Genomic DNA, 11,971 nt, shown 5'->3' with positions numbered 1-11,971 from the left:
TATAGGGTCTGACGCCTGCCCGGTGCCGGAAGGTTAAGAGGAGAGGTGCAAGCTTTGAATCGAAGCCCCGGTAAACGGCGGCCGTAACTATAACGGTCCTAAGGTAGCGAAATTCCTTGTCGGGTAAGTTCCGACCTGCACGAATGGCGTAATGACTTCCCCGCTGTCTCCAGCATAGACTCAGTGAAATTGAATTCCCCGTGAAGATGCGGGGTTCCTGCGGTCAGACGGAAAGACCCCGTGCACCTTTACTGCAACTTTGCACTGGCATTCGTGTCGGTATGTGTAGGATAGGTGGTAGGCTTTGAAGCGAGGGCGCCAGCTCTCGTGGAGCCATCCTTGAAATACCACCCTTATAGATATGGATGTCTAACCGCGGTCCGTCATCCGGATCCGGGACATTGCATGGTGGGCAGTTTGACTGGGGCGGTCGCCTCCCAAAGAGTAACGGAGGCGCGCGATGGTGGGCTCAGACCGGTCGGAAATCGGTCGTCGAGTGCAATGGCATAAGCCCGCCTGACTGCGAGACTGACAAGTCGAGCAGAGACGAAAGTCGGCCATAGTGATCCGGTGGTCCCACGTGGACGGGCCATCGCTCAACGAATAAAAGGTACGCCGGGGATAACAGGCTGATGATGCCCAAGAGTCCATATCGACGGCATCGTTTGGCACCTCGATGTCGGCTCATCACATCCTGGGGCTGGAGCAGGTCCCAAGGGTTCGGCTGTTCGCCGATTAAAGTGGTACGTGAGCTGGGTTCAGAACGTCGTGAGACAGTTCGGTCCCTATCTGCCGTGGGTGTAGGAATATTGAGAGGATTTGTCCCTAGTACGAGAGGACCGGGATGAACGTACCTCTGGTGGAGCTGTTGTGGCGCCAGCCGCAGTGCAGCGTAGCTATGTACGGACGGGATAACCGCTGAAAGCATCTAAGCGGGAAACCCACCTCAAAACGAGTATTCCCTTGAGAACCGTGGAAGACGACCACGTTGATAGGCCGGGTGTGTAAGTATGGCAACATATTGAGCTTACCGGTACTAATCGTTCGATTGGCTTGATCGTTCTCATCCTCGATGGCCATCCCATCAAGGATCAAAGACATCCAAAGACCAGGCGCAAACGCGCCGACCCAATAATAGGGTCCTTGCTTCGCAAAATGCTGTGCTTCGCCGGCCTGGTGGCCATTGCGAGGAGCCCCAACCCGATCCCATCCCGAACTCGGCCGTTAAACTCCTCAGCGCCGATGGTACTATGTCTCAAGACCTGGGAGAGTAGGTCGCTGCCAGGCCTGCTAAGCACAGCAAAAAAGCTTCTTCACAACCCAAGAAAACCCCGCCCGTGAGAAATCACAGGCGGGGTTTTCGTTTTTGACTCTGGCCAACAGGGCGTTCCAGCGGGCACGGCAATTACCGGTCTGATCAGCTCGAGCGAAATCCGATACGATCGATGGCGATCCCGGCGTCGTCGAGCGGACTCCTCTGGGAAAGGTGCCGACGCTCATCGCCGCGTGTTCCCGGCCGATGGCCCGGCGCGCTGGACAGCACTGACCCAGCAGTCTTTGGGCGACGGCCTGCTCGATGCCGCCTTGCTGGTGCGTTACGAATCCACCGCCCGAGCACCGGTGGGCGCAGTGGCAGGAGCGGCAGTTCGATAAGATCCACTCGGCTTTGGCGCGGATCGACAAATGGTCCGACGGGCTGGGAACCCAGCTGACCATCGGCACCATCACGCCCGCCTGCGCGCTCGGCTATCTAGCTCTGCGCTTTCCCGATTACGATTGGCGAGCTGATCATCCGGGCGCCGGGAGCTGGTCCGCCGCGATTTCGGCGCATCCTAGCCTCACGGCCACCCGCGCGCCGCAGCCGCTTGCGGCGTAAACGAAAGGACGAGACGATGAGCGAGCATTCCCACGACCATCCGCATGACCGCGAACACGCGGAGGACCATTGGAAACATAACGGTGTACGCGTCATCAAGGGCGACCGGCTCGACGCCAACACCGCGCAGACGCCGGGCATGTACCGGCAGGCCGCGATCAACCATGCCCGCGTCGGCGCGCAGAAGATCTGGGCCGGCACCGTCACCATCCAACCCGATGCCAAGACTGGCGTCCACCATCACGGCGCGCTGGAAAGCGTGATCTTTGTGGTGCGCGGGCGTGCCCGCATGCGCTGGGGCGAACGGCTCGAATATGTCGCCGAGGCGGAAGCCGGCGATTTCATCTTCGTGCCGCCTTTCGTGCCGCATCAGGAGATCAACGCCGATCCGAACGAGCCGCTCGAATGCGTGCTGGTGCGCTCCGATAACGAGGCAATCGTAGTGAACATCGCCGATGTCGATCCGGTGGAGAAGCCGGAGGCGGTCTATTGGGTGGACCCGATCCACAAGGCGCCGACGTGAGCAGAAGCGGGTGATTCGAGCCGCTGGCATCGCATCTTTATGCCATCGCTAGTAAGATGAGATGATCGCGTGGATCCTAGGGGATAATCAACGCGATATCTTGTTCTGACTGCAATGACATTTGTAATTGTATTACCGTTTGCCCCTGTTCGTTACTGAGCTGCGTTGTCGTGGTGGTCTGTTCGGGATCGGGTTGCAAGCGCGCCGGGGTGAGGCAGCGAAGGCTCGTATGCGGCCAGGCGGCGTTGTGATCTGTTTCCCCTTCCAAGGTCTTCGGCATTGGCATGACGACCGCCATTGTCTGGGCGCGCCGCGTAGGAGACGAGTTCGCGCGCCGGCGTTGGCAGTATCTGGACCTAGCTCGACCGCTGCGGGCTGACATTCAAAAAGCACGCGCAAGCCAGCGAGCAGGGCCGGCGAGCTCGATCAAGCGCGAAGCGTGGTTCGGCGGTTAGCCCGAGCTCGACCAAGGGTGCTTGATCTTCATCGACAAGACCTGGGCGTCCACCAACATGGCGCGTCGGTGCTGCCGGTTGCCGAGCGGCGACCGGCAGCTCGCGGGCATTGGAAAACGCTCGCTTTCGTCGCCGGACTGGGCCTGACCAAAATCGCCGCGCCCTTCCTGCTTGGCGGCCCGATTGACGCGACCCTCAGTCTCCTTAACGTTCGAGCTGGCCATTGAGAGCACCGGAACATGAGGCGGGGCCGCTCCCCGGAAGAGCAGATCGTCCGCACCTGACAAAGCATGAGGCCGGCGTGCCGGTCGCGGCACTGTGTCGCCAGTACCGGGCCAGCGACGCCCGTAGCTCGCAAAGCTGAACCTCGGTCAGGTGAGTGAGCGAATCCGTCCCCTTCCGCAAAGTCCTCCATTCGCGTTCCAACATCCCAAGTCGCATCAGAAGGATGCAGCGCAGCGGCCTCCAATGAAGGCCCCTACCGTTCATTCGAAATCGGTCCGCCGGGACGTCGGACCCAAGCCGCCGATTGGACAGAGGGCTGGATAAAGGGCCGGTGCGCCGCCTTGACCTCAGGGTCTTGGTATGTACACTGGTCTTACCACGGCAAGCTAAACCGATGACCGAGACGTTTGAAATCACCCGGGTTGACGAGCAGGGCGGCAAGGGCTTCGAGAAGGTGTTCGCTTTTCTGCGCGAGCGGCTTCTCGCCGGTGCGCTGAAGCCGGGCGACCGGCTTATTCCCGAGCGCGAGCTCGCCGCACAGCTCGGCGTCAGCCGGCCGATCCTGCGGGAGGCGCTGCGGGCGCTCACCGTGCTCGGGATCGTGGAAATCCGCGACCGCGTCGGAACCATTGTCCGGCGGCCGGACATTTCCGTGCTGAATGACTTCTTCACCTTCGCGCTGGCGCACCGCGCCGACCTTATGGATGACATCGTCCAGGCGCGTGTGGCGGTCGAGTGCCAGTCCATCCGCCTCGCGGCGGAGCGCGCGAGCGTGAGCGACCTTGAGCGCCTGCAGGCGGCGCTTCGCCGGATCGAGGCGACGATCGACGATGCCGATCTCGGCGCCCTTGCCGACTTCGACTTCCATCATGCCATCGTGCAAGCAAGCGGCTCCGAAACATTGCGCGTGCTCTACGATTCCATGTCGGCCGTGCTGATGCGCTCGCATGTCGACCGCCGGCACCTCGTGCGCATCTTCGACATGCGGACCTATCTGATCGAGGACCACAAGCGGGTCTTCGACGCGATTGTTGGTGGCGATCCGGAAGTCGCCGACCGTTCGCTGCGCGAGCACTTCGCCATCGGTGACGAGTTCCGCCGCAAGCTGGCCATCGAGGGAGGGCGGCGGGCCGGCACGCCCGACTGATCAGCGCCACAACAAAAAGCAGGACGCTATGGGACGGAAACAACAAGGAAACGTCGGCTTCATCGGCCTCGGCACGATGGGGCGCGAGATGGCTCGCAATCTTCTTGAGGGCGGTTTCACCGTGCACGTCTTCGACGTCGTGCCCGCGGCGATCGATGCGCTGGTGGCACTCGGCGCGGCGGCGGCCGGCAGCCCGGCGGACGCGGCGCGCGAGGCGGACATCGTAATCACCATGCTGCCCGACACGCCACAGGTCGAGGATGTGGTGCTCGGTCCGGCAGGACTTCTCGCCAATCCGCCGCGCGGACGGCTGGTCGTAGACATGAGCACCATCTCGCCAGTCGCGGTGCAGAAGATGGCCGCCACGCTGCGAGCGGCCGGCATCCAGCTGCTGGACGCCCCGGTTTCCGGCGGCCCGGTCGGCGCGAAGAACGCGACACTCTCGATCATGGTGGGAGGCGAGGCCGACGCTTTCTCACGCGCGCGCCCCTTCTTCGAGGCGATGGGAACCACGATCCATCATGTGGGCGCGTCCGGGGCCGGGCAGGCGGTGAAGCTGTGCAACCAGCTCATCTGCGGCATCAACATTCAGGCGATCTGCGAAGCGCTGGCGCTGGGCCGCGCCCTGGGAGTGGAGCTCGGCCAGCTCCGGCAGGTGCTGCTTGGCGGCTCGGCCGCCTCATGGATGCTCGACAAGCTGGGCCCGGCCATGATCGAGGGCGACGACAGCGCCGGCTTCCGTATCGACCTGATGCTGAAGGACCTCCGGCTGGTGCAGGAACAGGCGCTCGCCCTGTCCGTGCCGCTTCCGGGAACGGCGCTGGTCACCAGCCAGTATCTCGACGCCCGCGCGCATGGGGAGGGGAGCAACGGCAATCAGGCGCTGTTCCGCGTCTATGACCGCATGGTCAACCAGCCGCGTTCGTCCAGCAACGCCTGATTTCCCTTGCCAATTGTTCTCGACAGGTAGGTGGAGCTCCCACCATGGGTCTCGTACTTGATTTCTCGGTGGTGCTGGAGCGCTCGCACGCGCTTCTCGACGGCGCCGCGCTGACGCTCCAGCTAGCCTTCATCGCCGTCGTCTGCGGTGCGGTCATCGGCATTTTCGGGGCGATCGGGCGGCGGGGCGGCAACCTCGTCGTCGAACGTCTCTGCGGGGCCTATGTCGAGGCGATCCGCAACACACCGCTGCTCGTCCAGATCTTCCTCGTCTATTTCGGCCTGTCGAGCCTCGGCCTGCAATTCTCCGCCTTCACCGTCGCCGCCGTGGCGCTGACCATCAATGTCGGCGCCTACACAACCGAGATCATGCGGGCCGGCTTCGACTCCATACACAGGGGCCAGATCGAGGCGGCGGAGGGGCTCGGCCTGTCGAAAGCGCAGATCTACTGGCACGTGATCATCTGGCCGGGCATCGAGCGCGTGTATCCCGCCCTCACCAGCCAGTTCGTCCTGCTCATGCTTGCTTCGTCCGTCACTTCGCAGATTTCGGCAGAGGAACTGACGGCCATCGCCAATTATATCCAGTCCGAGACCTACCGTTCGTTCGAAACCTACATCGTCGTCGCGCTGATCTATGTCGCGCTGTCTTTCATCATGCGCTTCGGCTTCTGGCTTCTCGGGCTGGCCCTGTTCCCCCGCCGCCGCCGTCTCGGCACTCCGTTGTGAGGAGAGGGTCATGGGTGGCGCACTGAACATCAACCATCTTCTCTTCCTCGGCCACGGGGCTCTTTGGACCATCGGCCTGTCCGCCATCGCGCTGATCGGCGGCGGCGCGTTCGGCCTTTTGGTGGCGCTGGGACGCGTCTCCTCCAGCCGGGTGCTGCGGCTGCTGGCGGCGACCTATGTGCAGCTGATCCAGGGCACGCCGCTGCTCGTGATCATGTTCCTCTCCTTCTTCGGGCTTGCGGCGATCGGCTTCAACATATCGCCGCTTCTCGCCGCCGGGGCCTCGATGACCATCTTCGTCGCCGCCTATCTCGGCGAGATCTGGCGGGGCTGCATCGAAGCGGTTCCCAAGCCGCAGTGGGAGGCCGCCGAAGGGCTCGCTTTGTCGCGCACGCAGCGCATGGTCAAGGTCATTCTTCCGCAGGCGATCCGTATCGCCACGCCCCCGACGGTGGGGTTCATGGTGCAGATTATCAAGAATACCTCTCTCGCCTCGGTGGTCGGATTCGTCGAGCTGACGCGTTCCGGTCAGATCATCAACAATTCTCTGTTCGAGCCCTTCCTCATCTACTCGATCATCGCGCTCGTTTACTTCTCGCTCTGCTATCCGCTTTCGCGCCTCAGCCGGAGGCTTGAGCGCACGGCCCTCCAGAAGAAGCCGTCTCTCGCGTGACGGCCCGAGGGAAAGCCAGGGAAAACGCCCATGAATGCCCATCAGACCGCGCCCATCTCCGCATCCGCTGCCCCCGTGGTGTCGCTGCGCAATGTCCATAAGAGCTTCGGTTCGCTCAAAGTGCTGGACGGCGTGAGCTTCGAGGTCGGGCGCGGCGAGGTGACCGTGCTCATCGGCCGCTCCGGTTCCGGCAAGAGCACGGCTCTTCGCTGCATCGATCGCTTCGAGAGCATCGATGACGGCCAGATCGAGGTGTGCGGCCGTCGGGTCGACGATGCGGGGCTGGACCTGCGTGCCCTGCGCCAAGACGTCGGCATCGTGTTCCAGAGCTACAATCTGTTTCCCCACCTCACCATTGAAGAAAACATCACCCTCGCGCCCCATGCGGTGAAAAAGGTGCCCAAGGCCGAGGCGCGCGCGCTGGCCGCGAAGGTTCTGGCGCAGGTGGGGCTGGAGGAGAAGCTGCACGCCTATCCCGAGCAGCTCTCCGGCGGCCAGCAGCAGCGCGCCGCCATCGCCCGCTCGCTTGCCATGCACCCCAAGGTGATGCTGTTCGACGAGGTTACCTCGGCGCTCGACCCGGAACTCACCGGCGAGGTCCTCAAGGTCATCGAGGCGCTCGCCGCCGACGGCATGACCATGGTGATGGTCACCCATGAAATGAGTTTTGCGCGCGGCATCGCCGATCAGGTGGTGTTCATGCACAAGGGCAAGGTCCACGAGGCGGGCCCGGCCGACATCCTCTCGAAACCCTCCACTCCCGAACTCGCGCAGTTCGTCGGCACGGGGTTCTGAGGCGTTCGACACAACCAAAATCAAGGGAGAGACGCATGCTCAAGCAAACGATGTTCGCCGCCGCCCTCGCGGCGACCTGCCTGTTCGGCGGCGGCGCCGCCCACGCCGATCTGCTCGACAACATCATGGCCGCGAAGAAGATCCGGATCTCGACGGATATGGCCATTCCGCCTTCGGGCATGATGGACGCCAACATGAAGCCCACCGGCTCCGACGTGGAGACCGCCGAGCTTCTCGCCAAGGATCTCGGCCTGGAGATCGAGTGGGTGCAGACGACGGGTGCGACCCGCATCCCCAACCTGCAGACCAACAAGGCCGATGTGGTGATCTCCACCCTCTCGGTGACGCCGGAGCGCGCGAAGGTCATCGACTTCACCGAGCCTTACGCCGCCCTGGAATCGGTCGTGGGCGGTCTCAAAACCATCGAGGTCAAGGACTGGGACGGTCTGAAGGGCAAGAAGATCGCGGTCTCGCGCGGCACCACGCAGGACACCGCCCTGACCAACCGCGCCAAGGACGGCGGCGGTTTCGAGGTCGCGCGCTATGACGACGACGCTACCATGGTGACGGCGGCGGTGACCGGCCAGGCCGATTTCGTCGCCACCTCGGCGACCATCGTGAACCAGATCGGCGTGAAGAATCCCGCCCGGGCATTCGAGCCCAAGGTGCTCATCACCACCTTCAACCTCGCCATGGGCGTCAAGAAGGGCGAGCCGCGCCTCGTCGCCAAGCTCAATGAATGGATCGCCGCCAACATCGCCAACGGCAAGCTGAACGCGATCTACAAGAAGTACCACGGCACCGACCTGCCGGAGAACATGCGCGGCGCCAGCTGAGCCGTTCGCACATGGCGGCGCCCCACGGCGGGCGTCGCTCCCCCTCATCAGAAGGAAGACATCATGCGCCTTGTCATTGGTTCCGATCACGCCGGCTGGATGCTGAAGGGCGCCGTCATCGACCATATTCGCAGCCTTGGACACGAGGTGATCGACGTCGGCTCCTATGACGACAAGCCGGTCGATTTTCCCGATATCGCCCGCCAGGTCGCGGCGAAGGTCACGTCCGGCGAAGCGGAACGCGGCATCATGGTCTGCGGCACCGGCGTCGGGGCCTCCATTGCGGCCAACAAGATGAAGGGCATCCGTGCCGCTGTCTGCCACGACATCCACTCCGCGCACCAGTCGGTGGAGCACGACGACGTCAATGTCATGTGCATCGGCGCGCAGATCATCGGCCCGTGGCTGGCGCAGGATCTGGTGACCTCCTATCTCGCGGCCGAGTTCTCGACGGATGAGGATTTCCGCCGTCGCGTCGAGAAGCTGCACCAGATGGACGCCGAAGGCTGACGTTCATGAGCGCCGCGCGGAGGAGCAGAACGTGATCCTTGTCTTCGGCTCGATCAATATGGATCTCGTCGCCTCCGTTCGGGCGATTCCCCGGCCCGGCGAAACCGTTCTTTCTCCGGGCTATCGCACGCTGTTCGGCGGCAAGGGAGCGAATCAGGCCGTCGCCGCCGCCCGGATGGGGGGGCACGTGACGATGATCGGTCGTATCGGCCGGGATTCGTTCGGCGAGGCCTGCCGCGCCAACCTCACCGCCAACGGGGTTCGTACCGAACATGTCGTAATGTCCGACGTGCCGACCGGATGCGCCTTCATCACGGTGGATGAGGCGGGCGAAAACGCCATCACCGTCGCCAGCGGTGCCAATCGCATGCTGGACGCCCACGATCTGCCCACCGAGCTTCTCGGGCCGGAGACGGTCGCGGTGATGCAGATGGAGGTGCCGCTCGCGGCCAGCCTTGTGGCTGCGCGGCACGTGAAGAACGCCGGCGGCCGAGTGATCTGGAACCTCGCGCCGACGCCCGCGCGACTGGAGCGGGCGGAACTGCTGGATCTTCTGGCGACGACCGACGTGCTGGTGGTCAACGAAATCGAGGCGGCGATGGCGGCCACTGTTTTGGACGGCGCCACGGACTTCAAAGCTGCCGCGCAGCTTCTCGCGGTTGAGGGCGGCCTGGCCTGCGTGATGACGGCGGGTGGTGCGGGTGCTTTCGTCACCTCCCCAGGCGCGGAACTGCGTCACGTGCCGGCGGTTCCCGTGACTCCGGTCGACACGACGGGGGCCGGTGATACCTTTGTCGGTGTTCTCGCTGGTGAACTGGCTGCGCAGGCGGAACTCGAAACGGCACTGCAACAAGCCTGTGCCGCGGCCTCCATGGCATGCCTTTCGGCCGGCGCGCAGGACGGCATGCCGACCCGCGCCGCGCTCAAGACTTGGCTGGATGACCGCCAGTTGACCGCGAGCTAAACTCCAGGCGTCGCTTCAGTTTTTCATGCAACATGTCCGGCCCTTCATCCCCCAGCCGAAGGGCGCAACGGCGCAAACGGGGGGGGAGCGGGCTGTCGGCTTGCAGCGTCTGCCCGGCAAAGCGGACATTGTGATCCACCGACGCGGCACCCTGAAGTGACCCTCCTGGGACCTCGTGCGACCAATTCAAAGTGCCTTTGGCGCCGACTGGGCGGTGAGGCGAGGTAACACTGCGTTCGATCGATAGCGAAGATGAGCGGGGTTAGGAGGGCTATCTCCGTTAGAGGTCTCTCGGCCGGTTGAAAAGCTCCGTTACCAATCGGCCGCCTGCTACTCGACAAACACCTCAGCGCAGCGGCGTTGCACTATTGGCACAACGGCGAGCAGCAGAAGTGCGCCCGCACCCAGCAGCAGGGTAAGGCTGATCGGCTTTTCGACGAAGGTCGAGATATTGCCGTGCGCGACCAGCATGGCGCGACGGAAATTCTCCTCCAGCATCGGTCCGATGATGAAGGCGAGCAGCAGCGGCGTGGGCTCGCATCCGAGCCGCGAGATCGCGTAGCCGAACAGCCCGGCCACCACGAGCACCAGCACGTCAAAGGCCGAATTGTTCACGGCATAGGCGCCGATGCAGCAGAACAGGATGATCGCCGGTACGAGATGGCGATAGGGAATACGCAGGATTGACACCCAAATGGCGATCAACGGCAGATTAATGATCAGCAGCATGGCGTTGCCGATCCACATCGAGCACACCACGCCCCAGAACAGGTCGGGCCGCTGCGTGACCACTTGCGGGCCGGGCGAGATGCCATGGATGGTCATCGCCCCGATCATCAGTGCCGTGACCGCACCCGACGGCATGCCGAGCGTCAGCATCGGGACGAACGAGGTCTGCGCGGCGGCGTTGTTCGCGCTTTCCGGCGCCGCCAACCCCTCGATCGCGCCTTTACCGAAGCGTTCGGGCGTGCGCGAGATGCGCTTCTCCAGCATGTAGGAGGTGAAGGAGGCGAGCAGTGTGCCGCTGCCGGGCAATATGCCGAGCACGGTGCCGACCCCGGTGCCGCGCAGAATCGGCAAGGCCGACGCCTTGAGGTCCGCCCATTTAGGCCAGAGCCCGGTGATGCGGGTGCGCAGCACCTCGCCGTCGCCCGGTGATTCCAGCGTACGCAGGATCTCGGCGATGCCGAACAGGCCCATGGCGAGCGGGATGAAATCGATGCCGTCGCGCAGTTCCTGGATGCCGAACGTGAAGCGCGCTTTGCTGGTTTCGACATCGGTGCCAATGAGACCGAGCGCGAGGCCGATCAGCACCATCACCAGCGCATTGAGCACCGAGCCCCGGCCCATTACCATCACGGCGGTGATGGCGAGCACCATCAGCGACACATTTTCCGCCGGGCCGAACATCAGTCCGAGTTCCGACAGCGTGCCGGCCGATCCTGCGATGAAGAAGGTCGAGATGGTGCCGGCGAAGAGCGAGCCGATGGCCGCAATCGCGAGCGCCACGCCGGCGCGGCCTTGCTTGGCCATCTGGTGCCCGTCGAGGGCGGTGATGATGCCCGATGACTCGCCGGGCATGTTGACGAGTATGGCGGTGGTGGAGCCGCCATATTGCGCCCCATAATAGATGCTGGCGAGCATGATGAGCGCGCCGACGGCCGGTAGTTCGAAGGTGATCGGCAGCAATATGGCGATGGTGGTCGCCGGACCGATCCCGGGCAGCACGCCAACCAGCGTGCCGAGCAGAACGCCGATGAGGCAGAACAGAAGGTTCTGCCAGGTGAGCGCGACATCGAAACCGAGCGCGAGGTGACCGAGCAGTTCCATCACAAGAAGGCAGGCAGCATGGGCAGCGGCAGGCCGAGGCCGAGAGAGAACACGCCGCCGGCCACCGCAGAAAGCCCGCCTGCGAGCAGAGCCCGCTCGCCGATGCGGTCGCCATCCTGCGCCAGCGAACTTACGAACACGGTGACGATGGCACTGGCGATCAGCCCGATCGGCTGAATCAGCATAGCGAAGGCGAGAACGCCAAGGCCGATGGACGCCGTGCCGCGCCAGTGCAGCGGGGGTTCGTTCATGGCTGCTTCGCGCCTATGACGCACGGTGACACAAGCCCGGACAGCAATCGCTGCCGCGACCAAAAGCAACCCTACCGCGACAGCGCGAGGCACGAATCCCGGCCCCATACGCAGCGCGGTGCCGACGGGAAGATGGCTGCCAAACACTAGCAATATCAGGGCGAAAGCCGCAGCAAGCACCGCTACGGAAAGGTCGCGGAACAGCATGTCCGATGATC

13 protein-coding genes and 2 rRNA genes (1 of these 15 only partly in view) are annotated in these 11,971 nt (G+C 63.6%); 12 read left to right on the top strand and 3 right to left on the bottom strand.

The features are described from left to right. The 4 genes from ACP2AH_RS12090 to ACP2AH_RS12075 form a co-directional block, all read left to right on the top strand. Positions 1-1,061: ribosomal RNA gene (locus ACP2AH_RS12090) — 23S ribosomal RNA — on the top strand (it extends 1,760 nt beyond the left edge of the window). Positions 1,062-1,172: 111 nt separating this feature from the next. Beyond that, a 5S ribosomal RNA gene (gene rrf, locus ACP2AH_RS12085) occupies positions 1,173-1,287 on the top strand. A 289-nt stretch (positions 1,288-1,576) separates the two neighbouring features. Further along, the gene (locus ACP2AH_RS12080) at positions 1,577-1,876 is read left to right on the top strand and encodes a glutathione S-transferase C-terminal domain-containing protein (RefSeq protein ID WP_425106025.1); all 300 of its coding nucleotides are present in this window, start codon (positions 1,577-1,579) and stop codon (positions 1,874-1,876) included. Positions 1,877-1,892: 16 nt separating this feature from the next. After that, on the top strand, positions 1,893-2,399 hold the full coding sequence (locus ACP2AH_RS12075) for a cupin domain-containing protein (protein ID WP_425106024.1): 507 nt from the start codon (positions 1,893-1,895) through the stop codon (positions 2,397-2,399). Between the two features lie 451 nt (positions 2,400-2,850). On the opposite strand, the gene ACP2AH_RS12070 is transcribed toward ACP2AH_RS12075, so the two are convergent. Continuing rightward, positions 2,851-3,078: a hypothetical protein gene (locus ACP2AH_RS12070; RefSeq protein ID WP_425106023.1), complete on the bottom strand. Its 228-nt coding sequence runs from the start codon at positions 3,076-3,078 to the stop codon at positions 2,851-2,853. A gap of 395 nt (positions 3,079-3,473) precedes the next feature. On the opposite strand from ACP2AH_RS12070, the gene ACP2AH_RS12065 reads away from it, so the two are divergent. The 8 genes from ACP2AH_RS12065 to ACP2AH_RS12030 all read left to right on the top strand — a co-directional run bounded on the left by ACP2AH_RS12065 (position 3,474) and on the right by ACP2AH_RS12030 (position 9,672). Beyond that, positions 3,474-4,226, top strand: coding sequence for a FadR/GntR family transcriptional regulator (locus tag ACP2AH_RS12065; RefSeq protein WP_425106022.1), 753 nt, complete (start codon positions 3,474-3,476; stop codon positions 4,224-4,226). Further along, on the top strand, positions 4,114-5,166 hold the full coding sequence (locus ACP2AH_RS12060) for an NAD(P)-dependent oxidoreductase (RefSeq protein ID WP_425106163.1): 1,053 nt from the start codon (positions 4,114-4,116) through the stop codon (positions 5,164-5,166). Before ACP2AH_RS12065 ends, ACP2AH_RS12060 begins: the two co-directional genes overlap by 113 nt. Before the next feature lie 44 nt (positions 5,167-5,210). Then, a complete protein-coding gene (locus ACP2AH_RS12055) occupies positions 5,211-5,894 on the top strand; it encodes an amino acid ABC transporter permease (protein ID WP_425106021.1) in 684 nt (227 codons plus the stop codon). A gap of 10 nt (positions 5,895-5,904) precedes the next feature. After that, positions 5,905-6,567 carry an amino acid ABC transporter permease gene (locus ACP2AH_RS12050; RefSeq protein WP_425106020.1) on the top strand — a complete coding sequence of 221 codons (663 nt, stop codon included), beginning with the start codon at positions 5,905-5,907 and terminating at the stop codon, positions 6,565-6,567. A gap of 30 nt (positions 6,568-6,597) precedes the next feature. Next, positions 6,598-7,362, top strand: coding sequence for an amino acid ABC transporter ATP-binding protein (locus tag ACP2AH_RS12045; RefSeq protein WP_425106019.1), 765 nt, complete (start codon positions 6,598-6,600; stop codon positions 7,360-7,362). 35 nt (positions 7,363-7,397) lie between these two features. After that, positions 7,398-8,198 (top strand): transporter substrate-binding domain-containing protein, encoded by an 801-nt coding sequence (locus tag ACP2AH_RS12040; RefSeq protein ID WP_425106018.1) that lies wholly within the window; start codon positions 7,398-7,400, stop codon positions 8,196-8,198. A 63-nt stretch (positions 8,199-8,261) separates the two neighbouring features. Then, a complete protein-coding gene (gene rpiB, locus ACP2AH_RS12035; protein WP_192637265.1) occupies positions 8,262-8,708 on the top strand; it encodes a ribose 5-phosphate isomerase B in 447 nt (148 codons plus the stop codon). Positions 8,709-8,739: 31 nt separating this feature from the next. Further along, positions 8,740-9,672, top strand: a complete 933-nt coding sequence (locus ACP2AH_RS12030) for a ribokinase (RefSeq protein ID WP_425106017.1) — start codon at positions 8,740-8,742, stop codon at positions 9,670-9,672. 330 nt (positions 9,673-10,002) lie between these two features. Here the strand turns inward: ACP2AH_RS12030 and ACP2AH_RS12025 are convergent, their stop codons facing one another. Then, a complete protein-coding gene (locus ACP2AH_RS12025) occupies positions 10,003-11,502 on the bottom strand; it encodes a tripartite tricarboxylate transporter permease (RefSeq protein WP_425106016.1) in 1,500 nt (499 codons plus the stop codon). Continuing rightward, the gene (locus tag ACP2AH_RS12020; RefSeq protein ID WP_425106015.1) at positions 11,502-11,960 is read right to left on the bottom strand and encodes a tripartite tricarboxylate transporter TctB family protein; all 459 of its coding nucleotides are present in this window, start codon (positions 11,958-11,960) and stop codon (positions 11,502-11,504) included. Before ACP2AH_RS12020 ends, ACP2AH_RS12025 begins: the two co-directional genes overlap by 1 nt. Positions 11,961-11,971: the final 11 nt, after the last annotated feature.

The sequence above is a fragment of the Ancylobacter sp. genome, from assembly GCF_965249975.1.
Classification (GTDB): domain Bacteria; phylum Pseudomonadota; class Alphaproteobacteria; order Rhizobiales; family Xanthobacteraceae; genus Ancylobacter.
Note: the sequence above shows the minus strand (reverse complement) of the source record. Positions and strands in the feature narration are given on the sequence as shown.

Coding starts and splice junctions, on each gene's coding strand:
- ACP2AH_RS12080 (WP_425106025.1), top strand. CDS start 1,577: ATGCCGCCTTGCTGGTGCGTTACGAATCCACCGCCCGAGCACCGGTGG.
- ACP2AH_RS12075 (WP_425106024.1), top strand. CDS start 1,893: ATGAGCGAGCATTCCCACGACCATCCGCATGACCGCGAACACGCGGAG.
- ACP2AH_RS12070 (WP_425106023.1), bottom strand. CDS start 3,078: ATGGCCAGCTCGAACGTTAAGGAGACTGAGGGTCGCGTCAATCGGGCC.
- ACP2AH_RS12065 (WP_425106022.1), top strand. CDS start 3,474: ATGACCGAGACGTTTGAAATCACCCGGGTTGACGAGCAGGGCGGCAAG.
- ACP2AH_RS12055 (WP_425106021.1), top strand. CDS start 5,211: ATGGGTCTCGTACTTGATTTCTCGGTGGTGCTGGAGCGCTCGCACGCG.
- ACP2AH_RS12050 (WP_425106020.1), top strand. CDS start 5,905: ATGGGTGGCGCACTGAACATCAACCATCTTCTCTTCCTCGGCCACGGG.
- ACP2AH_RS12045 (WP_425106019.1), top strand. CDS start 6,598: ATGAATGCCCATCAGACCGCGCCCATCTCCGCATCCGCTGCCCCCGTG.
- ACP2AH_RS12040 (WP_425106018.1), top strand. CDS start 7,398: ATGCTCAAGCAAACGATGTTCGCCGCCGCCCTCGCGGCGACCTGCCTG.
- rpiB (WP_192637265.1), top strand. CDS start 8,262: ATGCGCCTTGTCATTGGTTCCGATCACGCCGGCTGGATGCTGAAGGGC.
- ACP2AH_RS12025 (WP_425106016.1), bottom strand. CDS start 11,502: ATGGAACTGCTCGGTCACCTCGCGCTCGGTTTCGATGTCGCGCTCACC.
- ACP2AH_RS12020 (WP_425106015.1), bottom strand. CDS start 11,960: ATGCTGTTCCGCGACCTTTCCGTAGCGGTGCTTGCTGCGGCTTTCGCC.